This is a genomic window from Pseudomonas eucalypticola (assembly GCF_013374995.1).
Taxonomy (GTDB): domain Bacteria; phylum Pseudomonadota; class Gammaproteobacteria; order Pseudomonadales; family Pseudomonadaceae; genus Aquipseudomonas; species Aquipseudomonas eucalypticola.
The window spans coordinates 2,412,787-2,439,586 of record NZ_CP056030.1; the positions used below are offsets into that span (position 1 = coordinate 2,412,787).

Annotated in this window: 29 protein-coding genes; 11 read left to right on the forward strand and 18 right to left on the reverse strand. The window is 62.9% G+C overall.

Annotated elements, in window-relative coordinates:
• Positions 1–33 precede the first annotated feature (33 nt).
• On the reverse strand, positions 34–351 hold the full coding sequence (locus tag HWQ56_RS11095) for an ElaB/YgaM/YqjD family protein (protein WP_176570500.1): 318 nt from the start codon (positions 349–351) through the stop codon (positions 34–36).
• Positions 352–495: 144 nt separating this feature from the next.
• Between HWQ56_RS11095 and HWQ56_RS11100 the strand changes: the two genes are divergently transcribed.
• The gene (locus tag HWQ56_RS11100; protein WP_158157871.1) at positions 496–750 is read left to right on the forward strand and encodes a hypothetical protein; all 255 of its coding nucleotides are present in this window, start codon (positions 496–498) and stop codon (positions 748–750) included.
• Here the strand turns inward: HWQ56_RS11100 and HWQ56_RS11105 are convergent.
• A complete protein-coding gene (locus HWQ56_RS11105; protein ID WP_176570501.1) occupies positions 730–1,662 on the reverse strand; it encodes a LysR family transcriptional regulator in 933 nt (310 codons plus the stop codon). The genes HWQ56_RS11100 and HWQ56_RS11105 overlap by 21 nt on opposite strands.
• 311 nt (positions 1,663–1,973) lie before the next feature.
• On the opposite strand from HWQ56_RS11105, the gene pstS reads away from it, so the two are divergent.
• From pstS to pstB, 4 genes are all read left to right on the forward strand, one after another.
• A complete protein-coding gene (gene pstS / locus HWQ56_RS11110; RefSeq protein ID WP_176570502.1) occupies positions 1,974–2,993 on the forward strand; it encodes a phosphate ABC transporter substrate-binding protein PstS in 1,020 nt (339 codons plus the stop codon).
• Positions 2,994–3,068: 75 nt separating this feature from the next.
• On the forward strand, positions 3,069–4,061 hold the full coding sequence (gene pstC / locus HWQ56_RS11115) for a phosphate ABC transporter permease subunit PstC (protein WP_158157868.1): 993 nt from the start codon (positions 3,069–3,071) through the stop codon (positions 4,059–4,061).
• A complete protein-coding gene (pstA, locus tag HWQ56_RS11120; protein WP_176570503.1) occupies positions 4,058–4,930 on the forward strand; it encodes a phosphate ABC transporter permease PstA in 873 nt (290 codons plus the stop codon). Before pstC ends, pstA begins: the two co-directional genes overlap by 4 nt.
• Positions 4,930–5,703: a phosphate ABC transporter ATP-binding protein PstB gene (gene pstB / locus HWQ56_RS11125; protein WP_158157866.1), complete on the forward strand. Its 774-nt coding sequence runs from the start codon at positions 4,930–4,932 to the stop codon at positions 5,701–5,703. The genes pstA and pstB overlap by 1 nt, the downstream gene beginning before the upstream one ends.
• A 43-nt stretch (positions 5,704–5,746) precedes the next feature.
• Here the strand turns inward: pstB and HWQ56_RS11130 are convergent, their stop codons facing one another.
• The 5 genes from HWQ56_RS11130 to HWQ56_RS11150 all read right to left on the reverse strand — a co-directional run bounded on the left by HWQ56_RS11130 (position 5,747) and on the right by HWQ56_RS11150 (position 9,794).
• A complete protein-coding gene (locus tag HWQ56_RS11130; RefSeq protein WP_176570504.1) occupies positions 5,747–6,331 on the reverse strand; it encodes a class I SAM-dependent methyltransferase in 585 nt (194 codons plus the stop codon).
• A gap of 77 nt (positions 6,332–6,408) precedes the next feature.
• Complete coding sequence (locus tag HWQ56_RS11135; RefSeq protein ID WP_176570505.1) at positions 6,409–6,753, reverse strand: YkgJ family cysteine cluster protein; 345 nt, start codon at positions 6,751–6,753, stop codon at positions 6,409–6,411.
• A gap of 208 nt (positions 6,754–6,961) precedes the next feature.
• Positions 6,962–7,678 (reverse strand): CbtA family protein, encoded by a 717-nt coding sequence (locus tag HWQ56_RS11140; protein ID WP_176570506.1) that lies wholly within the window; start codon positions 7,676–7,678, stop codon positions 6,962–6,964.
• A 318-nt stretch (positions 7,679–7,996) separates the two neighbouring features.
• Positions 7,997–8,314 (reverse strand): hypothetical protein, encoded by a 318-nt coding sequence (locus tag HWQ56_RS11145; protein WP_176570507.1) that lies wholly within the window; start codon positions 8,312–8,314, stop codon positions 7,997–7,999.
• An 88-nt stretch (positions 8,315–8,402) separates the two neighbouring features.
• Positions 8,403–9,794 (reverse strand): aldehyde dehydrogenase family protein, encoded by a 1,392-nt coding sequence (locus tag HWQ56_RS11150; RefSeq protein ID WP_176570508.1) that lies wholly within the window; start codon positions 9,792–9,794, stop codon positions 8,403–8,405.
• Positions 9,795–9,895: 101 nt separating this feature from the next.
• Here HWQ56_RS11150 and ptrR point away from each other — a divergent pair, with 101 nt between their 5' ends.
• Positions 9,896–10,774, forward strand: a complete 879-nt coding sequence (gene ptrR, locus HWQ56_RS11155; protein ID WP_158157862.1) for a putrescine utilization regulator PtrR — start codon at positions 9,896–9,898, stop codon at positions 10,772–10,774.
• Positions 10,775–10,894: 120 nt separating this feature from the next.
• On the forward strand, positions 10,895–11,854 hold the full coding sequence (locus HWQ56_RS11160; protein ID WP_158157861.1) for an Ig-like domain-containing protein: 960 nt from the start codon (positions 10,895–10,897) through the stop codon (positions 11,852–11,854).
• 279 nt (positions 11,855–12,133) lie between these two features.
• On the opposite strand, the gene HWQ56_RS11165 is transcribed toward HWQ56_RS11160, so the two are convergent.
• From HWQ56_RS11165 to HWQ56_RS11215, 11 genes are all read right to left on the reverse strand, one after another.
• Positions 12,134–13,027: an ATP-binding protein gene (locus HWQ56_RS11165; RefSeq protein WP_176570509.1), complete on the reverse strand. Its 894-nt coding sequence runs from the start codon at positions 13,025–13,027 to the stop codon at positions 12,134–12,136.
• A gap of 173 nt (positions 13,028–13,200) precedes the next feature.
• Positions 13,201–13,779 (reverse strand): TetR/AcrR family transcriptional regulator, encoded by a 579-nt coding sequence (locus HWQ56_RS11170; RefSeq protein ID WP_158157859.1) that lies wholly within the window; start codon positions 13,777–13,779, stop codon positions 13,201–13,203.
• A gap of 50 nt (positions 13,780–13,829) precedes the next feature.
• Positions 13,830–14,768, reverse strand: coding sequence for a ketopantoate reductase family protein (locus HWQ56_RS11175; RefSeq protein WP_176570510.1), 939 nt, complete (start codon positions 14,766–14,768; stop codon positions 13,830–13,832).
• 121 nt (positions 14,769–14,889) lie between these two features.
• Positions 14,890–15,114 (reverse strand): DUF6555 family protein, encoded by a 225-nt coding sequence (locus HWQ56_RS11180; RefSeq protein ID WP_158157857.1) that lies wholly within the window; start codon positions 15,112–15,114, stop codon positions 14,890–14,892.
• Positions 15,115–15,194: 80 nt separating this feature from the next.
• Positions 15,195–15,752 (reverse strand): ATP-dependent Clp protease proteolytic subunit, encoded by a 558-nt coding sequence (locus HWQ56_RS11185; RefSeq protein ID WP_176570511.1) that lies wholly within the window; start codon positions 15,750–15,752, stop codon positions 15,195–15,197.
• 60 nt (positions 15,753–15,812) lie between these two features.
• Positions 15,813–16,004, reverse strand: coding sequence for a con-10 family general stress protein (locus tag HWQ56_RS11190; RefSeq protein ID WP_158157855.1), 192 nt, complete (start codon positions 16,002–16,004; stop codon positions 15,813–15,815).
• Positions 16,005–16,256: 252 nt separating this feature from the next.
• A complete protein-coding gene (gene egtB / locus HWQ56_RS11195) occupies positions 16,257–18,398 on the reverse strand; it encodes an ergothioneine biosynthesis protein EgtB (RefSeq protein WP_176570512.1) in 2,142 nt (713 codons plus the stop codon).
• A gap of 57 nt (positions 18,399–18,455) precedes the next feature.
• A complete protein-coding gene (locus tag HWQ56_RS11200) occupies positions 18,456–18,881 on the reverse strand; it encodes a DUF1810 domain-containing protein (RefSeq protein ID WP_209008719.1) in 426 nt (141 codons plus the stop codon).
• Positions 18,882–18,964: 83 nt separating this feature from the next.
• On the reverse strand, positions 18,965–19,603 hold the full coding sequence (locus HWQ56_RS11205; RefSeq protein WP_176570514.1) for a histidine kinase dimerization/phospho-acceptor domain-containing protein: 639 nt from the start codon (positions 19,601–19,603) through the stop codon (positions 18,965–18,967).
• 83 nt (positions 19,604–19,686) lie between these two features.
• Positions 19,687–20,529: an SDR family oxidoreductase gene (locus HWQ56_RS11210; RefSeq protein WP_176570515.1), complete on the reverse strand. Its 843-nt coding sequence runs from the start codon at positions 20,527–20,529 to the stop codon at positions 19,687–19,689.
• A gap of 27 nt (positions 20,530–20,556) precedes the next feature.
• Positions 20,557–20,985: a (R)-mandelonitrile lyase gene (locus HWQ56_RS11215; RefSeq protein ID WP_158153763.1), complete on the reverse strand. Its 429-nt coding sequence runs from the start codon at positions 20,983–20,985 to the stop codon at positions 20,557–20,559.
• 264 nt (positions 20,986–21,249) lie between these two features.
• Here HWQ56_RS11215 and HWQ56_RS11220 point away from each other — a divergent pair, with 264 nt between their 5' ends.
• From HWQ56_RS11220 to HWQ56_RS11235, 4 genes are all read left to right on the forward strand, one after another.
• A complete protein-coding gene (locus tag HWQ56_RS11220) occupies positions 21,250–22,167 on the forward strand; it encodes a LysR family transcriptional regulator (RefSeq protein ID WP_158153764.1) in 918 nt (305 codons plus the stop codon).
• Positions 22,168–22,305: 138 nt separating this feature from the next.
• A complete protein-coding gene (locus HWQ56_RS11225; protein WP_176570516.1) occupies positions 22,306–23,553 on the forward strand; it encodes a multidrug effflux MFS transporter in 1,248 nt (415 codons plus the stop codon).
• 25 nt (positions 23,554–23,578) lie between these two features.
• A complete protein-coding gene (locus HWQ56_RS11230) occupies positions 23,579–24,343 on the forward strand; it encodes an SDR family NAD(P)-dependent oxidoreductase (protein ID WP_176570517.1) in 765 nt (254 codons plus the stop codon).
• Positions 24,344–24,373: 30 nt separating this feature from the next.
• Positions 24,374–26,749, forward strand: coding sequence for a membrane-bound PQQ-dependent dehydrogenase, glucose/quinate/shikimate family (locus HWQ56_RS11235; protein WP_176570518.1), 2,376 nt, complete (start codon positions 24,374–24,376; stop codon positions 26,747–26,749).
• Positions 26,750–26,800 lie beyond the last annotated feature (51 nt).

The following is a 26,800-nucleotide window of genomic DNA, read 5'->3' on the forward strand; positions in this document are numbered from 1 at the left end:
TGCCTGGGTTGCAGCCTGGAGCCGCGTCTCACGTCAGGAGCGGCGGCCCAGCAGCAGGCCGACCACCAGGCCGAACCCGGCCGAAACGGCCACGGTTTGCCACGGGTGGCCGCCAATGTAGTCCTGAGTGGCTTCCACCACCGGTTGCGCGCGTTCGCGGGCACCGGCCAAGGATTCCCGGGCCTGCTTGAGTTTCAGGCTGACCTGTTCGCGCCAGGTTTCCGCTTCGTCGCCGACCAGTTCGGCGCCGTTCTTGAGCAAGGCTTCCGACTCTTCGATCAGTGCCTGAAGCTCACTGAATGCCTGATCCTTGATCTGATCGGCGGCTTGCGAGGCTGTTTTACGGGCCATGTGCGGTGCTCCTGATAGTTGATGACAGTGAACAATGGATTGCACCCCGCGCTGAAAGTTGCAGCGGCTTGTAATCGCCAGCCTTCAGGTGAGGGGTCGCGACAGTGTAAGATGTCAGCCATTTTCACCCGGTAGGAACCCCTGATGAGCTTCAATCTGGCCAACATGTCCCTCGCTGAGCGGGCGATGATCGAGGACGAAAAGTCCCGCTTGTTCGACCTGTGGCAATCGAACCTGGGCAAGGCCAAGGCCGACGCCGCGCGGCTGATTGGCGAAAAATCCAAGCGCAAGGGCAAATGGGCCGAATGGGTGCGCGCCGAGCTGGACGGCATGTCGCCACCCGAGTACGCCAACATGGTGCGTGCCGAGGTCAACCGGCTAATGGCCGCCAGCAAGTAACGCTGCGCCCACGCAAGCACTGATGGCCTCGCGCACCCGCAGCTGCGCCGGGTCTGCCTGGGCATGGGTACGCCAGCCCAACTCCACGGGGTAGCGTGGCAAGTCCAGCGGGCAGGGCAAGGCCACCAGCCCTGTCACTTGGGCGATGCGCCGGGCCGCATGTGCTGGCGCCGTGGCGACCGCTGGCGAGCCCTTGAGCAGATAGGGCAGGGCAGCGAAATGGGTGGTAGACGCCCTGACCTGACGGCCGCGGCCCTGGGCCGCCAGGGCCTCGTCGATGATGCCGATGAAACCGCCTGACGAGATGAGCACCTGTTCGCGTTCGACGAACTCGTCGAGGCTCAGGTGCGCCTGGCCCGGCCTCAGGCTGGCAGGATCCAGCAGGCTCAGGTAGTGCCCCTCGCCCAGCACCTGACGCGTGAGCATGCGCTCATTGAACCCCCCGGCGGTCAATGCCAGGTCAATGCTGCGCTCGCCCAGGGCGTGGGCGACGACCTGAGTGTGGGTCTGGCGGAAGATCAGGCGCAGGCCCGGGGCGCGCAGTTCCAGATCGTCGATCAACGGGCGCCCGAACGCTATCTCGAAATCATCCGACAGGCCCAGACTCACGGCGCGGCCGCTGTAATCGCCGGCCGCGGGGTCGAGCAGGGCCAGGCTCTGACGGCACTTGGTGAGTGCTTCACTGATCAGCGGCTTCAGTTGGTTGGCTCGCAAGGTCGGGGTCAGGCCGCGCCCCGTTCGGGCAAATAACGGGTCGCCATACACGCCACGCAGGCGTCGCAACGCCGCGCTCACGGCTGACTGCGTCACACCCAGGCGCAATGCCGCGCGGCTGGCGCTGCCCTCGTCGTGCAGGGCTTCGAAGACTTTCAGCAGGTTCAGGTCCAGGTCAACGATATTCATGCGGTTCATGTCGGCGGCGAGTCACGGTGGTTTCACTCATGATTGGCCACGCCACGACCGTGTGCAACCGATTTTGGTTCCCGGAAGATCCGTGTCAGAAAACCATCGGTGTTCGGCTAACGTTGCCCGTCAGGCGATGAAATTAGCTGATTTTCATGCATTTTCTTCAACTCGATGACGCCCTGGCCGTACTGGCGCAATGCAATATTTCATTGAACCCACGATGAACTGTCATTAAACCGAAATATTCAAAGCATTAAATCGTCATGGCCAAACCCAGTGGGTAGGACCCACTCAAACCAATTTGCCGAGGTGTTGCCGTGACGCTGCTGAATAAAACTCGTCTGTCGCTCTTGCTGGCCTCCCTGTGCCTGACCGGCCTGGCCCACGCGACCGATGTCACCGGAGCGGGCTCCAGCTTTGTCTACCCGGTGCTTTCCAAGTGGTCCCAGGACTACAGCAAAGCGAAAGACAACCGCATCAACTACCAGTCCATCGGCTCGGGCGGCGGCATCGCTCAGATCAAGGCAGCGACCGTTGACTTCGGCGCATCGGACGCCCCGCTCAGCGCTGATGACCTCAAGGCTTCCGGCCTGGGCCAGTTCCCCAGCGTCATTGGCGGTATCGTGCCGGTCATCAACGTCGAAGGCGTTGAAGCCGGCAAGCTGAAGCTGGATGGCCAGACCCTGGCCGACATCTTCCAGGGCAAGATCACCAAGTGGAACGACAAGGCCATCGTCGCCCTCAACCCAGGCGTCAACCTGCCAGACACCGCTATCACCGTGGTTCACCGTTCCGATGGTTCGGGTACGTCCTTCAACTTCACCAACTACCTGTCCAAGGTCAGTTCGGATTGGAACGACAAGCTGAAGTTCGGCACCACCGTAGCCTGGCCGGTCGGCGTGGGCGGCAAGGGTAACGAAGGTGTGGCGGCCTACGTGAAGCAGATCAAGGGGTCGATCGGTTACGTCGAATACGCCTACGCCCTGCAGAACAAAATGAACGCTGCCCAACTGAAAAACGCCGCCGGCAAGTTCGTCGAGCCCAATGCCAAGGCCTTCCAGGCCGCCGCGGACACTGCCGACTGGGCCAGCGCCCAGGACTTCAACCTGATCATGACCAACGCACCGGGCGACAACGCGTGGCCGATCACCGCCACCACCTGGATCATCATGTACAAGCAGTCCAAGAACGCCGAGCAGAGCAAGGCCGCCTTTGACTTCTTCAAATGGTCCCTGGAAAACGGTCAGCAACAGGCCGCTGCCCTGGACTACGTAGCGCTGCCAGGTTCGCTGGTGCAGAAGATCGAAGGCTACTGGAAATCCGATTTCGCCCATTGATGTGAAGTGAACCGGCGCGCCCTCGTCGGACCCTGAACGGTTCGGCGGGGGCGTCTGCCTTGCGAGTGGATTGCCATGACAGAAAACACCCAATACATGACTTCAACTAGCACGACCACGGACGCCAGCGAAGCCCGGGCGGCCCGCGACCACCGCCACGACATGTGGTTCAGGCGCACCATGATGGGCGCTGGCATGCTGGTGCTGGTGCTGCTGCTGAGCATTGCCGGCTCCACCCTGTGGGGCGGTAGCGAAGCGTTCCGTACCTTTGGTTTCGGCTTTCTGACCAGTACCCAGTGGGACGTGGTCAATGGCCAGTTCGGCGCCGTGGTGCCCATTTTCGGCACCCTGGTGACCTCGTTTCTGGCGTTGCTGATCGCCGTCCCGGTGAGTTTCGGCATCGCCATTTTTCTTACCGAAGTCGCCCCCGTATGGCTGCGCATGCCCATCGCTTCGGCGATCGAGCTGCTGGCCGGTATCCCCTCGATCATCTACGGCATGTGGGGCCTGTTCATATTCGGCCCTTTCATGGCCGCGCACATGGCGCCGTGGATCAACGACCACCTGGGTGCACTGCCGCTGGTAGGCGCCCTGTTCCAGGGGCCACCCCTGGGTATCGGCATGCTCACCGCCGGCATCGTGCTGGCCATCATGATCACGCCCTTCATCACCTCGGTGATGCACGAGGTGTTTCGCAGCGTGCCCACCACCCTGAAGGAATCAGCGTACGCCCTGGGTAACACCACGTGGGAAGTGGTCTGGGACATCGTGCTGCCCTACACCCGCTCGGCGGTCGTAGGCGGCATTTTCCTGGGCCTGGGCCGCGCACTGGGGGAAACCATGGCGGTGACCTTCGTGCTGGGCAACGCCCACCAGTTCTCCGCTTCCTTGCTGATGCCCAGCAGCTCGATCGCTTCGGTGATTGCCAACGAGTTCAGCGAGGCCTACACCGACCTGCACCGTTCGGCGTTGATCGCCCTGGGTTTCCTGCTGTTTGTCGTCACTTTCGTGGTGCTGGCTGCTGCCCGCCTGATGCTGATGCGCTTGTCGCGTAAAGAGGGACTATGAACGACCACGAGCGTCTATACCGCGTTCGCCGCCTGAAAAACCGCATTGCCATGGTGCTCAGTTGCGGCGCCACGCTCTTCGGCCTGTTGTGGCTGGTGTGGATTCTGATCACCACCCTCATCAACGGCTTCAAGGCCTTGAACCTGGCCCTGTTCACCCAGATGACCCCGCCACCGGGCACCGAGGGCGGCCTGGCCAACGCCTTCTACGGCAGTGCGCTGATGTCGGTGCTGGCCCTGGTGATCGGCACGCCCATCGGCCTGGCCGCAGGTATCTGGCTGGCCGAGTTCGCCCGCCACTCCAAGCTGGGCAACACCGTGCGGTTCATCAACGACATCCTGTTGTCGGCGCCCTCTATCGTGCTGGGCCTGTTCATCTACACCGCGGTGATTCTGCCGATCAACCACCTGACCAATCACCAGGTCGGTTTCTCGGCGTTCGCCGGTGCCCTGGCCCTGGCGCTGCTGGTGATCCCGGTGGTGGTGCGCACTACCGATGAAATGCTGCAACTGCAACCGTCCACCATGCGCGAAGCCGCGCTGGCCCTGGGTGTGCCGCAGTGGAAGTTGACCCTGCAGATCGTGCTGCGCGCGGCCAAGGCCGGCGTGGTAACCGGTGTGCTGCTGGCCCTGGCGCGCATCACGGGCGAAACGGCGCCGCTGCTGTTCACCGCCTTCGGCAACCAGTTCTGGAGCAGCAACCTGCTCAAGCCGATCGCCAGCGTGCCGGTGGTGATCTTCCAGTACGCCATGAGCCCGTTCGACGACTGGCACGCCATCGCCTGGGCCGGTGCCCTGGTGCTGACCCTCTTCGTGCTGTGTCTGAGCCTGCTTTCCCGATTGATCCTTTTGCGCAATAGGTCTCACTGATGACAAGTCTTGCCCAGGAACGCACCAAAATCCGTGTGCGCAACCTTGAATTTTTCTACGACCAGCAGCGCTCGCTGAAATCCATCGACATGGACATTCCCGAAAAGCGTGTGACGGCCATCATCGGCCCGTCGGGCTGCGGCAAGTCGACGCTGCTGCGGGTGTTCAACCGTATCTATGCCATGTACCCCAAGCAGGAAGCCAAGGGTGAGGTGTTGCTCAACGGCGAGAATATCCTCGCCCCCGGCTACTCCATGAACCGCCTGCGCAGCCACGTGGGCATGGTGTTCCAGAAGCCGGTGCCGTTCCCGATGTCCATCTACGACAACATCGCCTATGCCGTGCGCCACCATGAGAAACTTGGCCGCCGTGAAATGGACGATCGCGTCGAACAGGCGCTGCACGGCGCGGCATTGTGGGGGGAAGTGAAAGACAAGCTCAAGCAGAGCGCCCAGAGCCTGTCGGGTGGCCAACAGCAGCGCCTGTGCATTGCCCGCACCATCGCGCTCAAGCCCCAGGTGCTGTTGCTGGATGAACCGACTTCGGCGCTGGACCCGATCTCCACCGGGCGTATCGAGCAGTTGATCACCGAGCTCAAAGAGCAGTTCACGGTAATCATCGTGACCCACAACATGCAGCAGGCCGCGCGCTGCTCGGACTACACCGCGTTCATGTTCATGGGCGAGCTGATCGAGCACGGCGACACCGATACGCTGTTCACCAACCCGGCCAAGAGCCAGACCGAGGACTACATCACCGGTCGTTTTGGCTGATACCCGCCGCGGCAGGCCCTGGCAAACCAGCGCCTGCCGCAGCTCATGCCCGCACGATCAGGCGGTGCACGCGTTTTCCCGACGAGACGCTCACGCTCTCATCATCCAGCAACACTTCCACGCTCCCCAACGCCTCGCGCACCAGCCGTTTGTCGAATGCGCTGTACAGGCGCCCGGCCGCGTCGCGGATGGAAGCGTCCGGCGTGACCCGCCAGCTGAGGTACAGGGTGCCGCCGGGGCGCAGCAGTTCGCGCAGGCGCCGGGTGGCGGCGGCGATCTGCTCGGCGGGCAAATGCATGATCACGGTTTCGCAGAGCACGTTCTGGAACGCTCCCGCTTGCAGGCCCTTGAGCTCGGGCAGGCTGAGCAGGGCGAAACGCAGTCCAGGGTGCATCGTACGGGCCTGGGTCAGCAGCCCCGCGCTGGCATCAACGCCCAGGGCATCGAACCCCTGGGCGCCGAGCCAGGCCAGGTCACGGCCGCTGCCGCAGCCCACGTCGAGGGTCGGGCCGGGGCTGAAGTGGCGCAGCAACAAGGCATGCATGTCGCTGGGCGGTGCCTGGTACTGCCATTCGCGAGCGTAGTCAGGGGCGCGCTGGTCGTAGGCTTCTAAAGTCTTGGGGTCCACGATGGGTTCCTGGGAAGGCGGTATGCCATGACGCTAGGACACTCTGCCAACCCGGCCGTTCGTTGGCAATCAGGCGCTCATCGCCCAGCCCGGTTCGAGGGGGGCAAGCCGTGCCGGGCGCGGGCCCGATCGCAGGCTTCATTGTGCTCGCCGTGTTCCCACGAGGCTTCGAAATCGCGGCAGGTGCTGGAGCGTTGCGCATACATGGTGCAGCCAACCTGGCCGCCGATTTCACCTGACAGGCTGGTGCAGCGCGCCGGTTTGCGGTCGGTGCCGATCATCGCCACCAGGCTGTGGTTGACTTGTACTGTCAATTCATCCGGCACCACGCCGCCGGCCGAGGCGCATTCGCCCCAATAGAAAGACACACGGAAAAACGCGCAGCAGGCGCCGCAACTCAGGCAAGGGTTGTTATTGGACATGATTCTGGATGCGTTCAATGCGGGCGGCGAACTCAGGACGAGAACCGCTACCGAGCGGCTATTCTATGCGCTTGCCAAGCGTTGAGAAGGGGGGTGCGTGGGCTGTCGCGAAATTTATATTGGTGGATTTGCCGGCCTGTTTGTGGTGAGGGCAACCTCAAGGGACAGGCGGGTGCGCCAGGCGAACGGCGTTAGCCTGGCTTGCCGCTCAGCGCTTGAAGCTCCCGCGCAATACCCGGGTATCCCGCTCGGTGAGCCAGCCGAATATCAGGCCCAGGGCGGTCCACATGACCAGCTGGATGCCCAGGCTGGCGAGGCGAAACTGCCACAGATTCTCAGCGCTGAAGCTGTCGGGTACTTCGACCACCGGCGGAAACACCGAGCCCCCCAGATTCACCACGAGCAGGTACAGGGCAGCGCTGATCAAGGCTGCCGTCCACGCGCCATGACGGGGCAGTAGCGAGCGCGCGAAATTGACCGCGATGACCATTGCCACCACGGACAGGGTGACCATCAACAGCAACAAGTGGGTGCGTTCACGAATGATGTCAGGGTCGCCGATAGAAGGCGGGTTGGCCGGGTATTTCAGCCCTGGCACCACCACTACGGCGACGAATGCCGCCAGGGCCAGCAAGGCCGACAGCCCACGCGGCCCCAGGCGCCCGGCACGCCCTGTGCAGTAGGCAAAGGCCAGCGCGAACAGCACGCCCATGGTGGCGCTGTACACCAGCACCCCGCTGAGCAGGCCCACGCCGCTTTGCAGCTCGCGGCCCAGCAACTCAGGAGCCGCGCCCTGGTCCAGGTGCTCCTCGAACGCGAAGGCTTGGTCGACCTGGGATTCCCCGAAGTATTTGGCGAAGCTGAACGCCAGCAAGCCGGCCAGGATACCGACGAACAGGCCGCGCAGAAGCAGGGTGCCAGTCATTTAGGCTCTCGAAACAGGTAAAGTGAATTCGAGTGTAAACCGGCCCGGGTGAGCGACGGCAGCCACGGCCGACTGTCTGAGTTTTTTTTCATCGAAGGGAGCAAGCGCATGTATAGCCACATTGAGGTCGGCGCTTGCCGAGACCCCGAAGGCAACAAGCTGTGCTTCGTGCATACGCCGCAACTGGCGCAATCTGTGTAGCAGCGGACCCGGCCGCGTCCCAGGCACCGCGTAGCCCCAGGCGCACCCCACCCAAGCTTTGCTCTCCCAGGTCTTCACCTGTGAGGGCAAAGCTCGCCCGGAAAAACCGCAGGGCGATTATTTAGGCACGTCCGAACTGTTCGACCCGCCGTCCGCGGCGCCGCCATCGTCATCGTCGTCGTCATCATCGTCGCCGATGCCTCCGCCGCTGGACTGACCGCTTTTGCCGTCGTAGCCCCCACCGTTATTGTCGACACCCCCGGCCCGGCCAGGGTCGGCACCTTGGGTACGTGGGTCGGCGCCGGGGCTGTTGGGGGCGGAAGAGTCAGTGCCAGGGTTGATGCTGATGGGGCTGTCGGATGCCGCCGTGGCGAGGGCCGACGCGCCACCCAACAGGCTGGCGACTGCCAGGGACAACAGGGTTTTCCTGAACATGGTGCTACTCCCTTGATGAGGTTTCACCAGCTTAGGCACGGGCACGCGCGCCGTCGATCCCACGGGGTGACCGACGGCGAAGTTTCATTCAGCGGCGGTCTACCCACACGGTCTGGGCGTTGCAGAACTCGCGCAGGCCGAAGTGCGACAGCTCGCGGCCGAAACCGCTTTTTTTCACCCCGCCAATGGCCACGCGAGGATCGGATGCGCAGTAGCCGTTGATGAACACACCACCGGTCTCCAGTTGCGCGGCCATGCGCCGGGCCAGGTTGACGTCGCGGGTCCACACGCTGCCGGCCAGGCCGAACTCGCTGTCATTGGCCAATTGCACCGCGTGGGCGGCGTCGCGGCAGGCGATGATCGACGCCACTGGGCCGAACAGTTCCTGCTTGAAGGAGGTCATGTCGGGCGTCACGTCACCGAGAATGGTTGGCGCATAATAGTTGCCGACCCCTTCGATCTTGTGGCCGCCCAGCAACAGGGTGGCGCCTTCGGCGAGAGTCTGCTGCACCTGGCCATCCAACTCGTCGCGCAGGTCATAGCGTGCCATGGGGCCAATGTAGTTGCCTTCCACCAGCGGGTCGCCGACCTGCATGGCCTTGACCGTGGCCACCAGTTTCTCGGTGAACGCCGGCAGGATGCTATCTTCAATGATGAAACGCTTGGCGGCGATGCACACCTGCCCCACGTTCTGGAAACGGCCAATGGCGGCGGCTTTCACAGCCTCGTCCAGGTCGGCATCGGCCAGCACGATGAACGGGTCGGAGCCGCCCAGTTCCAGCACGCATTTTTTCAGCGCCGCACCGGCCTGGGAAGCAATGGCTGCGCCCGCCCGGACGCTGCCGGTAACGGTGACGGCGGCGATGCGCGGGTCATTGATAGCGCTGGACACGCCATCGTTGCCGACATTCAGCACTTCGAACACGCCATCCGGTACGCCGCCCTGGCGCAGGGCCTCGGCCATCAGCAACGCGCTGCCCATCACGTTGGGGGCATGCTTAAGCACATAGGTGTTGCCCGCCAGCAGGATCGGCACCGCGCCACGCAGTACCTGCCACACCGGGAAGTTCCACGGCATCACCGCCAGGATCGGGCCGATGGGGCGGTATTCGATGAACGCCTTGTCACCAGGCACCTGGGTAGGCTCGGGGGCCAGCAGCTCGGGGCCTTGTTCGGCGTACCACTCGCACAGGCCAGCGCATTTTTCCACTTCGGCCCGGGCCTGCAGGATGGGCTTGCCCATTTCCAGGGCCATGCTGCGGGCCAGCGGCTCGCTCATGTCACGCAGGGCGGTCGCGAGTCTGACCAATACGGCGGCCCGGTCAGCGACCGATACCTGACGCCATTGCTGGTAGGCGGCGTGGCTGCGAGCCAGGGCCTGATCCAGTTGGTCCGCCGTTTGGAAAGGGTAGCGGGCCAGCTCTTCACCGGTGGCGGGGTTCAGCGAAACAGCGAAGTCGATAGGGGCAGGGGCATTCATCGGAAACCTCCGTGGGTAAGGAATGAACCTACCTTAAGGCCTTGTTTGATTCATTAATAATGAATAATAATCTTCAAAACACTCACGAAACGAGAAAGATAATGGACTTGACCCAGCTTGAGCTGTTTCGCGCCGTGGCCGAGGAGGGCAGCATCAGCGCCGCCGCCGCCAAGGTGCACCGGGTACCCTCCAACCTGACCACACGCATCAAGCAGCTGGAGAGTGAGTTGGGGGTGGACCTGTTCATCCGCGAGAAGCTGCGCCTGCGCTTGTCGGCCAATGGTCACAGTTTCCTGGACTACACCCGGCGCATTCTCGACCTGGTAGAGGAAGCCAAGTTGGCGGTGTCCACGGGCGAGCCTCAGGGCGTGTTCACCCTGGGGTCGCTCGAGAGCACGGCGGCGGTGCGCATTCCGCCGTTGCTGGCGGCCTACCACCAGCGTTACCCCAAGGTGGAGCTGGACCTGTCTACCGGGCCGTCGGGGGAAATGATCGACGGCGTGCTGGCCGGGCGTTACGCCGCGGCCTTCGTGGATGGGCCGCTGCACCCACTGCTGGACGGTATCCCGGTGTTCGAGGAAGAAATGCTGCTGGTGACTGCCAAGGGCCACGCCCCGGTCACCCGCGCCCGGGACGTCAGCGGCGAGACCGTTTATGCCTTCCGCGCCAACTGCTCCTACCGCCGCCATTTCGAGAACTGGTTCATCGCCGACGGTGCCACGCCTGGCCGCATCTTCGAGATGGAGAGTTATCACGGCATGCTGGCCTGCGTCAGCGCCGGCGCTGGCCTGGCGTTGGTGCCGCGCAGCATGCTCGAAAGCATGCCTGGCAGCAGTAATGTCAGCGCCTGGCCGCTGGACGAGGAATACGGCAAGCGCCAGACCTGGCTGACCTGGCGGCGCGGCACCCGTTCGCCGAACTTGCTGGGTATGCAGGAGATGCTTGAGCGTCAGGCGGCGGTGGTCGTGCGCCCTACGTAGCGCGAGGGTGCCAGTCGCACAGCAATGATGGCGTTTTAGCTCCTGTCAAAGTTGTCAGTTATGTTTTTCGCAGCGTGAGCGCTCAATTGAGTCTCTTTCATCAGAAAAAGAGGCAGAAAAATGGTCCACCCCAATCCTGCTTTAACCCCTGTGCCACGCGTGAGTACTGGCACAGCAGTCGATGGTTCGAAACTTGAATACTCCGCGCCACGCGTGCTGGAAGCCATCCAAGGTGAACTGAACCTTTCCCTGTTCGAAGGCGACGCGCATGTATTGGTTTCGCCGTGGCCGGACGCTTATGCGGGCCAACGGGTAACCTTGGTATGCCGCGGCTCACGCAACGATGGTCAAGGCGGTGAAAGCCCTCATGTACTGGTACTGCGTGATAAATCACCCATTTCCGATAACGAAGCGACTTGGGGTATCGCTAATAGCATCCCACGCAGCTATCTTGATTTTCTCAAGGACAGGAGCGAGCTTGAGATAGAAATGTCCGCTGACGGCGCGCAGGCTTTCGATACGCTGAAGCTAACCGTGGTAGCCAATGTTCCGGAGCTGGAGATAGATACAACGCCGGTCCTGTTCACAGGATCCATTTTCAGATGTTTGGAATACCCTGGCGTTATCCCGAAGCGCTTCATCACCCAGCGAGTGCCCATCAATGGTACTCCTCCCTTCAGCTACGGTTCCAGTGCGCAAGATGTGGCAACCGTCGAGGCCGATGGCAAGGTATTTCTGCATGGCCCAGGTACCGCCTATATTACCGTGAGCGATCAGCAGGGGCACAGCAAAGGGTATAGCGTGACCGTGATTTCCGGGCCCTATGTATTTTCATTGCTACCGGGAGGGACATGGCACGAAGTCGCAGATGCGGCAGAGGGTGGATTGTTTCCGCTCTGTGAGGCGGATAGCTTAAGTGCATGTTTCATTGACGTGTGGCCAGAGGATGAATATTACTTTACGCGCTATTCGGGTGGGCCGGGTGAAGTACAGATCGTCAACTTGCGTACGGGCGAACGTAAAAATGCATCAATCGACGCAGACAGGTTTCGGGGCTTAGGAGGGCCTCGGAGAATTTGAATCCGGTCACCCACGGTACCTGTCTGTAAAGAGCGGGCTGTAGAATGCTTTACCGGGCGCAGCGCTGCTCCGGCACCTAGGGCCTGTATGGAATGTATTCCAGCGAAGGCCAGGCAAGGCGAAAACAGGCGAGGAAGCGCAATTGACGTGTTGTAAATGAGCATGTCGAGCCTGTTTTCAACCCAGTATGGCCGAGTTGGGATGCATTTCGTACTGAGCCTACCCAAGGCCGAGCTGCGGTAGGTCAAGTACTGCTCAGCGCGAAAAATACGCTCAAAATTACCTGCTGGCGGCCATGCGCCCGGCATAGTCGCGGGCAAACTGCGCGGCGATTCGGCCCGAGCGCGAGCCACGCTGGGTGGCCCAGCGCAGGGCTTCTACATGGGCGTGCTCGAAGGTTTCTTCAGGCACGCCACAGTTGGCAAGCCATTCATCCACGGCGCTGAGGAATTCGTCCTGGGAAAAGGGGTAGAAGGAAATCCACAGGCCGAAACGCTCCGACAGCGAGATCTTTTCTTCCGTTTCTTCACCAGGGTTCAGGGCGCCATTTTCGCCGCGGGTCCAATTGAGATTGTCGCTGGCCCGTTCGGCCATCAGGTGGCGGCGGTTGGAGGTCGCGTAGATCAGCGTGTTGGCGGCCTGGCCAGCCACCGAGCCGTCGAGCACGGTCTTGAGGCTCTTGTAGCCGATGTCGCCTTCCTCGAACGACAGATCATCGCAGAACAGGATGAAGCGTTCCGGCCGGCCAGTGGTAAAATCGGGGATCTGCGGCAGGTCGCCGATGTGCGCCTTGTCCACTTCGATCAGGCGCAGGCCCTGGCTGTGAAAACGCTCCAGGCAAGCCTTGACCAGTGATGACTTGCCAGTGCCGCGGGCACCCGTCAGCAGTACGTTGTTGGCCGGGCGGCCTTCGACGAACTGACGGGTGTTCTGCTCGATCAGGCGCTTCTGCCGCTCGATATTCTGCAAGGCATCGAAGCTGATCAGGCTGGGGTGCCTGACGGCGGTCAGCACGGCTTGCGCTACCCCGCGCACCTGTCGGTAATGCCACTGGTACGCGATGGCCTGGGTGTCGAAGACCTGCTCCTGAGGGGGCGGAAACGCGCGCTCCAGGCTATTGGCGATACGTTCGAGCTGAGTGAGCAGGGCGGTGTTGTCGAAGGGTGTGGACATGGTTCAATCACAAGGCTGGGAAGACTGGGCAGCAGCTTAGGGGGCGGACAACTGGTTCGTCTAACGATAAACGGGCGCCTGCATGCGTAAAACGGACATTGTCGACCGCCGCGCCCCCTGATGATGCCCGGAGTGTCATTCCGGGCGGTGCGGAAGCCGCCCACGACGGAGGATCATGCCAGGCTCTCCCGCGCCGCCTGCAGAATCTCGTCCGACAGGGGGTCACCTTCGGTAGCTCGTGCAAGGGTAATGGCCCCCACCATCAGCGCGAACTCCACCAGCGCCGTGTGCCGCCGCGCTTCAGGCTGCGGCTGGTCCATGACCGCTTCGTAATCGTCGATCAGTGCGTGCACGCCCTGGGTATATACGCGCCGCAGGTGGCTGTCCTCGGCCTCGTGGCACACGTCGCCCGCCAGGCCTACGGCAGGGCAGCCCTCCCCTGGAAGATCGCGGTTGGTGTCGGCCAGGTAGTGGTCTATCAACACGCGCCGGGCGCCCTGGCGATCGCGGGTGGGCGCCGTGCGCTCGGCCCAGCGTTGCACTGACTGGTCGAAGGCTTGCTGACAGGCCTGGGCGGCCAGGGCTTCCTTGGACTCGAAATGCCCGTAGAAACCGCCGTGGGTCAGGCCCGCGGCCTTCATGACCTCAGCCACGCTCAGGCCTTTGAGGCCGCGTTCACGGAATAGCCGTGTGGCCACTTGAAGAATGATTTCACGGTTGCGTTCTGTCTGTTGGCGGGATACGCGCGGCATGATGATCTCGGTGTCGCTTGGGGCAAGGGTTTTGGGGGGTAACGCAGGGCTCAGGGCTGTTCGCGGCGGCGCCGTGCGGCATAGGCCAGCAGATGTGTGTAGGCCAGGCGCAGCACGGAGCGGTCCGGGGTTTCCACGTCTTCGGGCAGGCGCCGGTCCAGCAGGTCGCCCAAGACATGGTCGGCCTCGGTGGCGTCACCGCGCTCCACGTCGCGCAGCATCGACGCAGTCAGGGCCGAACCCGGCTGGGTCAGCACCTGCAGGAAGGCTTCACGCGCCGGCTCGCGAGGTGGGTACCCGGCGCCGCGGGCAATGGCTGAGCATTCCTCGAACAGGTCGCAGATCAAGTCCACCCCGCCTGCCGCCACCACGTCGCCAACGCTGGCGCGCATCAGGCAGGTGATGCCCCCCGCCGTGGCGATGAACGTCCATTTTTCCCACATCTCCTGGATGATGTCGGGGCTGAGCAGGGCAGTGAAGCCGGCACCGGCCAACGTCTGCGCTACCGTCTGGGCCTGAGCGCTGTCCTGCCCGGCGCGAACCCCGAAACTGAGGTCATCGCGCTCGTTGAAATGCACAATGGTGCCATCGTCCAGTTTGTCCAGCGACACGAAGCATTTGCCGCCCAGCACGTGGGCGGCGCCGAAGCGCTGGTCCAGTGCTTCCAGATGGCGCAGGCCGTTGAGCAGGGGAAGGATCAGGGTACCCGGGCCCACCGCGGTGGCCAGGTCGTCCATCACGCTGGGCAAATGCCCGGCCTTGCAACTGACCAGCACCAGGTCATAAGGCCGCTGGATACCGTCCGCCCGCACCCAGGGCACGGTGGTGAGGGTGATATCCCCCAGCGGGCTGCGCACTTGCAGCCCGCGCTCGTCCAGTTGCTGGCCGCGGGCCTGCCGGACCAGGAAGGTCACGTCGCGGCCGGCCGCCAGCAGGCGCCCGCCAAAATATCCGCCCACGGCACCGGCCCCTACGACCAGAATTCGCATGCTCTTTCACTCCTTGAAAAATGGAAGGCTGAGGTCAACTGATAACCCCACGAAATATAGGCCGATCACCGCTTCAAGAATAGAGTGTGATCGACCTTTATTTTCAGCGTGGCGTCGGTTTTCAAGCCGGCCGCCAACTGACGCCCTCGATGCCGAATTTCTCCGCCATTGGCTTGCTGGTTTTCTTCACTCGCTCTCGGCCGAATCGCCCGATTCTTCCAACGCCCGCGTCGCAACTTGCCCAATGCCAGGCTTCGCCGTTGTCCATGTTTTCGGCGCGGATGATGAACGATTTGGGTTGGCCGTGAAGGGTGTAGTCAATGACGTAAAGCTTTGCGTTGTTCATATTGCCGAATTTCCTCCCTGTGACCCTGTAAGTGATTCTGGCCCAGTGAAAAAATTCAGTCGGATTGTCTGACAGGTCAGCTACTCGCCGCTGACCGTCCAGTGAATGGCATCTTTGGGGAATACCACTTGTTCCAGACGGTGGGCGATGCCACAGGCCAGGGAGTCGTCGGCGGCAATGACTTTCTCTTCGGCCGACAGGCATTTGAAGATATCCAGCTTCTGTTCCGCGTCCTCGGTTTCCTTCTTGAAAATGGTGACATAGCGTTCGAGGTCGTTGTTCAGGCTGGACAGGTATTCGCGCAGACGCGAGTGATCCACGGAGTTCTGGCTGAAGTACCAATTCATGGGATGAATGAGAAAACGCGACTGCGGCGCGGCGATACGTTCGCTGCCGGCCAGGTAGACGATGATGCCCATGGACTCGATGTTGCCGGAGTTGATGGTGCGCACCGGAATGCCGAGGGATTTGAGAAACGTGTAAATCGTGAAGCCGAAGTTGGTACTGCCGCCCGATGACGACATGTTCAACCACAGGGAATCGGCGCCGGCCTTCAACGCTTCAAGGCAGCGGTCACGCAGGCGTTCGTGGGTGCTCTGGTCGATCTGGCAATGGAAGTGGACAATGTGTTGGCTCACCTTCATGTCCTTGTGCGAAGTGGGCAGGCCGGGGGCAACGCCCCGGCCCTGACTCAGCGATTAGCTGCGGCCGCCACCGTGGCTGCCTTGACCGCCTTTTTTACTGCTGTCGGAGGTTGCTTTGCTCCGGTCGTTTGGCATTTTGCCTGCAGTCGAGCCGGAGGAGGCCTGTCCGCCTTTCTTGCCAGCTTCGGAGGCCTTTTCACGATCATTGGAGAAGTTTCCTGGGTTCGACTTGCCTGTGTTAGCCATGATTCTCTTCCTCTGTTTTATCGGATGTGCAACGTCATTGACGTGGCATTAACTGTGAAAGGGAAATGGCGGGAAAGTTTATTGATTATAGGAGGCCGAGACGGGCGGTCTTAGTGTTTTTGGCTTGAACATTTAGCGCTAAAACAACCGTTGCCTTGCCTTCGGTGTAATCCGGACCTGGCCGGGGACGAACGCTGTGGGCATCAGGCACACCGCATGCGCCGCCGACGCGGCCAGGTCAGCTGCTACGCTTCAGCACAGGCAGAACAATGCCACCTGCGGCGCGGCGCTGAGCCATTGGTGACAGATGCGCCAGCCGCCCAAGGCCGCCATTTCAGTGAACGATTCAACCGTGAACTTGTGCGAATTCTCGGTGTGCAGGCGTTCGCCTTCGGCGAAGTGAAACGCTTGGCCGGCCACTTGTACCACCTGTTCGCGCTGGCTCACCAGGTGCATTTCCATGCGCTGCAGCTCGGCATTCCACTGTGCCAGGTGGCGGAAGCCCTCCAAGTCGAAGTCACCGTCCAGCTCGCGGTTCATGCGCTTGAGCAGGTTGAGGTTGAACGCTGCCGTCACACCGCCGGCATCGTCGTAGGCGGCCTCCAGCAACGCGGGCGCCTTGACCATGTCGACACCGACGATGAAGTAGGCGTTACGTCCCAGCAGCGTGTGCGCTGACCGCAGGAACTGCACGGCCTGGGGGCGGGTGAAGTTGCCGATGGTCGACCCGGGGAAGAAGCCCACCCGCGGCTTGCCGTGGGCCGCTTCGGGCAAGCGCAGGGCGCGGGTGAAGTCGTCCACCTGGGGCGCTATTTCAAGGCTCGGGTAATGCGCGTGCAACCGGCTGGCCGCGCTGTCCAGGGCGTCCTGGCAGATATCGATGGGCACGTAGACGCTGATTTGCGGCGCCGCATCCAGCACCAGGCGCGTCTTGTCGCTGGCACCGCTGCCAAACTCGACCAGCGCGGCGCCGTCGGGAATCACGGCGCCGATTTCGGCCGCTACGTCCGTCAGCAGCCGGGTCTCGGCGCGGGTCGGGTAGTACTCAGGTGTGGTGCAAATGGCTTCGAACAGCTGCGAGCCGGCGGCGTCGTAGAAATACTTGGGCGACAGCGATTTGTGCGGCGCGGACAGCCCCGCGACCACGTCCCTGGCGAACTCGCTGCTGTAGGCGCCGTGCTGGCAGATGTCCCGCGCCAGGCGCAGGCCGGAGAACATCCAGCGCAGGCCCGGGGTAAAGAAGTTGCGGTAGCTGGGCCGGCAATGGTCGGGCGAACTGATGCTGGCGCCGCCGCGCAGCACCATCTGGTTGACCATGAACTTGCCGTTGTACTCGCCCACCGCCGAGGGCGCCGGGTGGAAGCCGGGGTAGGGGCTGTAGGCACTCTGGGTCCACTGCCAGGCGACGTCGTCCACCTGTTCGAGCAGACCACTGGTGGCGGCCAGTTCCCACTCCGCTTCAGTGGGCAGCCGCGCCTGTGCCCAGGTGGCGAAGGCGCAGGCCTCGTAGTAGCTGACGTGGGTAACAGGCGCATCAACCTGCACCGGTACCAGGCCCGCCAGGCTCATGACCTGCCATTGTTCACCGTCCTGCTGCCAATACAATGGCGCCTGCCAACCCTGTTCGCGCACCATCGCCCAGCCATCGGACAGCCACAACCCGGCCGTGGTGTAACCGCCAGCAGCCATGAACTGCAGCCACTGGCCATTGGTTACCAGACGGTCGCTGATCTCGAATGGCGCCAGGTACACCTTGTGCCGTGGGCCTTCGTTGTCGAAGGCAAAGCCATCGCCGTCATGGCCGATGTCCACCAGGCCGCCGTTCAATGCCTTGAAACGGCCTTCGCGACCGGGCGCGTCGGCGGGCCACGCAGGGTCATAGGCGGGCTTGAGGGCCGAGAGGCTGAACAGGTGCAGAATGTCCATCAACAGCAATTCCTGGTGCTGTTGTTCATGGGCCAGCCCCAGCTCGATCAGTGCCTGGGTCGCAGGGTCGAGGTCCTGGACCAGCAGGCTACCCATGTGCAGGTCCACGTATTGCCGGTAGGCCATCACCTGTTCCAACGCCGGCCGGGTCATCAACCCGCGCTGTGGCCTGGGTTGGCGGGGCCCCACGGCCTCGTAGTAGGAGTTGAACAGGTAGGTGAAGCTCGGATCGAATGGGCGGTAGTCGGCGAGGTGGGGCACCAGCAGAAAGGTTTCGAAGAACCAGGTGATGTGGGCCAGGTGCCACTTGGTCGGGCTCGCGTCTGGCATCGACTGCACCACCATGTCCTCGGGGCTCAGCGGGCTGGCCAGGCGTTCACTGTAGCGGCGTACCTGACGGTAGCGTTGCAAGCGTTCGTCGGCGAGGGTAGGGAGGGTGTCGAGGGCATGGCGTGGCATCAGGTTCATCAGCAATGGCTCCGCGGCTGCGTCGTTAGGCGACGTGAGTTGGCGAGATGTCCGGGCTCACAGGCCCAGTACATCGAGAGTCTTGGCGTCGGGCTGGCCATCGAAAAAATCGGCCAGTACCTGGTTGAACGGGCCGGGGTCGTCGGCGGCGTTGGCGAACAGGGTCATGCACGAGCGTAGTTTGAGGTCGTCAGGTGAGCCAAAGATCTCGCCGACCGGTCGTCCCTTGAGCGCACTTACCACCGCCGTGGCTTGCAGCAACCGCGGCCCGAGCACCGGGTGTTGCAGGTACGCCACGGCTTCGCCGGCTCCGCTGATCGCATACTGGCGCGCCGTATCACTAAGCCCAAGGCCAGCGATCTGGGGAAAAACGAACCACATCCAGTGGGTGCGTTTCTGGCCTTGGTTCAGTTCATGCAGCGCCTGCTCGAACACAGGGCGTTGCGCTTCGACGAAACGCTGGAGGTTGTAGGTGTCCATGATCTTCACCGAGAGGGCGGTGTTCAGATGACCGTCCGCGGCGCGGTGAGTTCGTTTGGCGAGATGAGGGGGCGCGTGGCCGCTTGCTACAGGGGAAGGGATGAATTGCTGACGATCGGCCGCTCATGCACCAGCGCCAGGGTTGCATCCAGCAACTTGACCATCTCGTCTATATCCCGGCGCATCTCGCTGCACACCTGCGGGTTGTCGCACAGCTCCAGGCGCAGCTTGAGCCGGGACAATGGCGTGCGCAGGTCATGGGACACCGCGCCCAGCACATGACCGCGCTGGCGGAGCTGTTCGCGAATGCGCCATTGCATGCGGTTGAAGGTATGCGCCGCTTGCCGAGCTTCCAGCAGGCCATTCGCCTGCACGGTCAGCGGCGGGCTGTCGAGGTCTTCGCTCAGGCGCTCGGCCGCGGCACTGAACCGGCGGATGGGCCGGGACAAGAGTTTGGCCCCGTACCAGGCCGCGGCCACCAGCGCCGCCATCTGGCATAGCAAAGGCACCATGGGGAAGTCCAGCAACGATGCCGCGGGCGGCGGCTCACCGGTTTCCAGCAACTGCACCTGCTCGGTGTGGAAGCGTGCGTCTTCCTGAGCCTTGCCGTACGCCTGGAACCACATGAACGCCAGGCCGTGGGCAAACACGATGGCGATCACGGAAATGCCGAACAGGCGAGCAAACAGGGAGTTGGCGAAACGCGGCAGGCGAAGGCTGGGCATGCGGAGGGCTCTTGGGCCGGGTCGATCCGAGTACAGAGCATCGCCTTGCCTTGTATCCCGTTGATTTCATGACTGTATCAGCGCTATGCATGAAGGCTCGTCGACGCCGATGGGCCGCCAAACCAGTACTGCGCAGTGACACCACCGTCCATCAGGAAGTCGCTGCCGGTGATGAACGTGCCCTCGGGCCCCATCAACAGGGCGGCCAGCGCACCCACTTCATCGGGGGTGCCGCCACGCTTGGCCGCGCAGCTGTCGATCATGCGGCGATAGCCTTCCCCCCGGGGGCCGGCCAGTTCCTCCCGGGCCAGTGGCGTGAAAATGATGCCTGGGCTGATGGCATTGACCCGCGCACCGCGCTTGCCCCAGCGCACGGCCTCGGCCATCACCCGCAGCGCGTTGGCGCGCTTGGAGAGCTGATAAGCGTTGAGCGGATCGACCACCACGTCCGGTTGTAGCATGGGCAGCGCCAGCAGTTGTTCCGTCGCGGTCAGCGCCAGGCAATGGTCCTGTTCGGCGGTCAGGGCCGGCAGGCGGTGGCCGGACTGTGAGGCAATGACCACGGCCGAGCCGCCAGGCGCGATGACGTCACCGAACAGCTCCAGCACCAGCGCGGTGCCGTAGAGATCCACGCGCAGAATGGTCGCCGGTGGTGCTTGTGAGGGTGAAACCCCGGCGGCATGGATAACCCCACTGATCGGCCCAAGGGCTTGGGCGGTAGCGACCAGCGCCGCCACCGACTCACGCGACGTGACATCGACGACGGCGGTGCTGGCCTCGAACCCTGCGTCCAGCAGTACCCGGGCTGCGGCGTCAGCGTTCTGCTGCTTGAGGTCGGCCAGCAGCACTTGCTTGCCGGCGCTGACGCGGCGGGCGATGGCCTGGCCGATGGCGCCTGCGCCAATGACCACCGTGACATTTTTCATGGGCGTGGTTCCTCTGCTTTTGGCGTTTTACTCGGTGACCAGCACGCCACCGTGGTACTGCTCGTCAGTGACCGGCTCAAGCCACTCGACATTCTGGCCGTCGAGCATTTCAGTCACGGCCACGTGGGACATGGCCGTGGTGGCCGCCGCACCGTGCCAGTGGCGTTTGCCACAGGCGCAGGCCACGACGTCGCCGGCACGAATCTCGGTACGCGGCCCACCTTCACATTGGGTCCAACCCACACCGCTCAGCACGATCAGAGTCTGGCCCAGTGGGTGGGTGTGCCAGAAGGTGCGCGCCCCTGGCTCGAAGGTCACGATGGCGCCGCCGACGCGGGCAGGCGCTTCGGCCTGGAAGCGGCTATCGATGCGTACGGCACCGGTAAACCAGGTGTCTGGACCCTTGATGGAAGCCTGAGTGCCGTTGCGAACGATGGTCTGATTGGGAGTGGGCATGGGAAGGTCCTGGTCGATGAAAATGAACGCGTAGGCGCTTGGTGGCCTATCTTAGGGTGTTCGAACTCATCGATTAATATAGGTAAAGTGAATGAGCTTATGAGGGTGGCTCATTAATGATAACGGGGACCAGGGGCTATCATTGATGAGTGCTGCTCAGCGCTTCGATTAGCCCTGCTCAGCAATAGTCCAAGGCCATGCTCGGTACAATGGCAGGTGATGCTTTAGGCGATGCTTGCAGTCGCCCCTAGCCTGGAGACGTTCATGCAAATCAGCCGGGCCAATCTGGCCGACTTCGTTTATTTCCTCGCCATAGCGCGCCATCAGAGTTTCAGCCGGGCCGGGCTTGAGGTGGGCATCAGTGCCTCGGCCCTGAGCCACGCCATGAAGGGCCTGGAGGCGCGAATGGGCATCCGCTTGTTCAACCGCACCACGCGCAGCGTGACGCTAACGGCGGCTGGGGAGGAGCTGCACAGCCTGATCGGCAAGCCGTTCGATAAAATCGGCCAGGCGATGGAAGTCATCAACCGCCACCGCGATGAGCCTGGGGGACGCATCCGCTTGAATACGTTGAGCGATGCCGCCGAGCTGCTGTTGGGGCCGGTACTGCCGGTGTTCAACGACCGCTACCCGGAAGTGGAAGTCGATCTGACGGTTACCAACCGCATGGTGGATGTCATTGGCGGTGGGCATGACGCGGGCATTCGATACGGCGGCACGGTACCGGAGGACATGATCGCGCAACGGCTGTCCCCCGACATCCGTTGGGTGGTCGTCGCATCTCCTGAGTATCTGCAACGCTTCGGCATACCCGAGCATCCCAATGATCTGGCCAGGCATCGGTGCCTGTGCATTCGCCTGGGCAATGATCGGATGTACGAATGGGAGTTCGACAATGGGAGCAAACAGCTGGAAATTGCCGTCCCCGGGGCTATCACCATCGACGAGACGCGCATCGGGGTTGCCCTGGCACGCAACGGGGCCGGCCTGATGTACGTTCCTGAACCTGTTGTAGCACCTCTGGTACAAAGCGGGGCATTGGTGCGTGTGCTGGATGACTGGGCCAGTGTTGCACCGGGATTTCACCTGTACTACTCCAGCCGCCGGCAGTTGCCGGTGGGTTTGCGGTTACTGATCGATCTGGTTCGCGAACTGCAACCGATGGGTGATATCGACGGCTGAAGGGGAGGGGCAGCAGTCGCCGTGTCTCGATTACTGAGCGTTATTCATTAGGTCATCTCATTTACCCCCGGTACTCAAGTGGCTGTGCGTTGCGTAGGGTGGGCCGCATTCGCTTCCCCCTACTACTACGGAGTACGCATGAGCCCCTTGGACGTTCTTGCCAAACGGCAACACGCCACAATCGATTGCCCTTCGGCGGCGGGAGAATCTCATGGCCTGCGTATCCTGCTGATCCTCAGCACATTGCTGGCCTTTGCTTCGATTTCCACCGACCTTTACCTGCCGGCGATGCCGGTCATGGCCCAGGCGCTGCACGCGAACAGCGGCACGTTGGAATTGACGGTCAGTGGCTACCTGATTGGCTTCAGTGTGGGCCAATTGTTCTGGGGGCCGTTCAGCGATCGGTTTGGCCGCCGCTTGCCTGTGGCGCTTGGCCTTGGGCTGTTCATCATCGGTTCGGCTGGCTGTGCGCTGGCGGCCAGTGGGCACGCCATGATCGGCTGGCGCGTGGTCCAGGCGATCGGTGCCTGTGCCAACGTGGTGCTGGCACGTGCCATGGTGCGCGACCTGTACGCAGGGCGCGCAGCCGCGCAAAAGATGTCGACCTTGATGACCATCATGGCCATCGCGCCGCTGGCAGGCCCGACGCTGGGCGGCCAGATCATGCACCTGGCTTCATGGCAGGCGATTTTCTGGGTGTTGGTGCTGGTTGGCCTGCTGACCCTCGCCAGCCTGACGCTGTTGCCCGAAACCTTGCCAGCCACCCGCCGCGCACCCACCTCGCTGGGCGCCATTGTTTCTTGCTACGGCGCGCTGCTGCGCAATGCGCGGTTCCTGGGCTACGCCGCGGCTGGCGGGTTCTTCTATGCCGGCACGTTCGCCTATATCGCCGGCTCACCGTTTGCCTACATCAGCTATCACCACGTGCCGGCACAGCTGTACGGGCTGCTGTTCGCCGCCGGCATCGTCGGGGTGATGGCCACCAACCAGGCGAATGCTCGACTGCTCAACCATTACCACAGCGACACGCTGTTGATGGTCGGTGCCCTGATGGCCGGGGGCGCTGGGCTCATTCTGGCACTCAATACCTGGGCTGACTTCGGCGGCCTGCCACTGCTGGTCGTCGGCTGCTTCCTGTTCGCCTCGTCCACGGGCTTTGTGGTCGCCAACTCGGTAGCAGGTGCGTTGAGCTGTTCAGGGCAGTTCGCGGGCTCTGCCTCGGCCTTGGCCGGCGCCCTGCAGTACGGCTGCGGCATTCTCGGCTCGGCCTTGGTCGCAGCGTTCGCCGATGGCACGCCATGGCCCATGGGTTGGGTCCTGGCGGTCTGCGGCGTTGGCTGTGTGATCAGCGCGGCCTGTGTACGGCGGGCAGCCAGACAACATTGATTCATCCTGATATGAGGTTCTCATCATGACGTTTGCATTCGACAATCAAGTGGCACTGGTCACCGGCGCTGCTTCGGGTATCGGCCTGGCCGCCGCCAAGGCGTTCGCCCAGGCCGGGGCTTCCGTAGCCTTGGCTGACCTTGATGGCGACGCTGTGCGTGCCGTGGCCCAAGCGCTGAATGACGCCGGGTTCAAGGCCATCGGTATCCCGTGTGACGTATCCGACATCGCCCAGGTGGAAGCACTGGTCAAGCGTACCGTGGCTGAACTGGGTGGCCTGGACGTGGCCTTCAACAACGCCGGTATTCAGAACGTGCTGGCCGAGACGGCCGACGCCAGTGTTGAGGACTACGACCGCGTCATGTCGGTCAACCTGCGTGGCGTATGGGCGTGCATGAAGTTCCAGCTGCAGCATATGCGCCAGCAGGGCAGTGGCAGCATCGTCAACTGCTCATCCCTGGGTGGCCTGGTGGGGGGCGCCGAGCGCGCCAACTACCACGCGGCCAAGCATGGCGTGATCGGCCTGACCAAGAGCGCAGCGTTGGAATACGCCGCACGCAACATCCGTGTGAACGCGGTATGCCCAGGCCTGATCTGGACACCCATGGTCGATCAGATGGTCGCTTCCGGCCAGGGCGAGGCCATGGACGGGATGATCAAGGCTATCCCCATGGCGCGTCCCGGCCGCCCTGAAGAAATCGCCGATACCGTGCTGTGGCTCAGCAGTAGTCGGGCCAGCTATGTCACCGGCCAATCCATCTCGGTGGATGGCGGCTTCATCATGCGTTGATTCCCCCTCGTCACGATCAAGGAAGTTCTCATGCCTCAACCGAATTCTGTCAAGGTCGGCGCAGCCCTGTATGTCCTGGGTGCGCTCATCGTGCTGGTCGGGCTGTTCATGCTCGCCGGGGGTGCATGGCTGATCGCCCTCGGCGGCTCCTGGTACTTCGCCCTGGCCGGCATCGGGCTACTCATTGCCGGGGGGCTGATAGCGTGTCGGCGCCTGTCCGGGGCTGGGTTGTACGTGTTGGTATTCGGTTGTTCCGCCATCTGGGCTGCGTTTGACGCTGGCCGGGCATTCTGGCCATTGTTTTCACGGCTGTTCGCGCTGGCTGTACTGGCCGTGCCGGTGCTGCTGGCGATGCCTGCCCTGAACAGCACCCGAGGGCGAGTGCCTCGCAGTGCGGCTTTCACGCTGGCCGGACTCTGCGTGATTGCCCTGGGCGCGACCCTTTATGCAGCCCTGCAGCCGCAGCCCTTGCAGACGGCCGAAAACGCCGTCCCTGCGGTCGCGGGCAAGGCCGTGGGCGGTATACAGCCGGCGGGCGACTGGCGCTATTTTGGGCGTACACCATCGGGTACCCGCCATGCCGAACTGGACCAGATTACCCCCGCCAATGTCGCTGGCCTGAAGCTCGCCTGGACCTACCACACCGGCGAAGTTCCTTCCGGTAGCCAAGGCCACGTGGTGACGCCGCTGCACGTCAACGGTGTGCTGTATGGCTGCACCCAGTCCAGCCAGCTATTTGCCCTGGACGCCGACACCGGCAAGGAACTGTGGCGTTTCAATCCCAAGGCCCAGGCCAATAACGTCTACCCCCGCTGTCGGGGGGTGGGCTATCACGATGATACGGCCAATGTGTCTGCGCCGGCGTCGGGCGCACCACGGGCTGCCTGTACCCGCCGGATCATCGCGACCACGGTAGATGCCCATATCGTCGAAGTCGACGCCGACACCGGCAAGGCCTGCAGCGATTTCGGTGACAACGGCAGCGTCAGCCTGCGCATGGGCATGGGGTCGGATCATCAGGACCTGTATTTTCCCACCGCCGCGCCCACGGTGGTGCGTGACCTGATCGTGGTAGGGGGGCTGGTGTGGGACAACCAGACGGTGGGCGAGCCTTCTGGGGTGGTCCGCGCGTTCAACGTGCACACGGGGGCGTTGGTATGGGCGTGGGATGTGGGCGACCCCTCCATCACCCGGCTGCCGCCGGAGGGCCAGCACTACACGCCGGGCACGCCGAATGTGTGGTCCACGCCCGCCTTCGACGAGACCCTGGGGCTGATCTACCTGCCCACCGGCAATGCCACCCCGGACTTCTGGGGCGGCGAGCGCTCGGCGGCCGATGATCGCTACTCATCCTCCATCGTCGCGCTGGACATCGCCACCGGGCGTGAGCGCTGGCATTTCCAGACCACTCACCACGACCTGTGGGATTACGACGTGCCGTCGCAACCGGCGCTCTACGATGTGCCCGACGGCCATGGTGGCACGCTGCCTGCGCTGATCCAGACCACCAAGCGCGGCCAGATCTTCATGCTGGACCGGCGCACGGGCACGCCGATCGCCAAGGTCGAGGAGCGCCCAGTACCCCAAGGCGGCGTTGCCGACGAGCGCCTGTCGCCAACCCAGCCCTATTCGGTGGGCATGCCGTCGATTGGTACGGAACCTTTGACCGAGGCGCGCATGTGGGGGCTGACCCCGCTGGATCAGCTGATGTGCCGCATCGAGTTTCGCCGCGCCCGGTATGAGGGGGAGTTCACCCCACCCAGCGAGCGTTTGACGATTCAGTACCCTAGCTGGCTGGGTGGCATGAACTGGGGCTCGGTGTCCATTGCCGAGAATCTGGGCTACATGATCTTCAACGATACCCGCGTACCGATCTGGAATCGCATGGTCAGCAGGGAGGCGTATGACAAGGCTTCATTGGCAGGGGGCGGGCACGAAGGTAATGCGCCTCAGCGCGGTACGCCATGGGGCATAGAGCAGGGGCGCTTCCTCTCGCCACTGGGTGTGCCGTGCCAGCAACCGCCCTACGGCACCATCACCGCCATTGACCTGGCGACCCGCCAGGTCGCCTGGTCCATGCCCTTGGGCACCACTGAGCAGACCGGGCCATTGGGCATCGCCACGCACCTGCCCATGCCCATCGGCATGCCCACCCGTGGCGGGCCCATTACCACGTCCTCCGGCCTGATCTTCGTAGGTGCCAGTCAGGATTTCGACTTTCGTGCGTTGGATGTAAGGACGGGGCGGCAGTTGTGGAAAGCGCGTTTGCCGGTCGGCGCGGAAGCGACCCCCATGACCTATGTGTCACCGCGCAGTGGCCGTCAGTACGTCGTCATCAGTGCCGGCGGCAATTCGGCCACCACGCAAAAGGGTGATTACGTACTGGCGTTTGCGCTACCGAAGTAAGGACGAATCGTCCCGACGCCAGCGCTGCGCAGGTCTATTGATGAGCGTTGC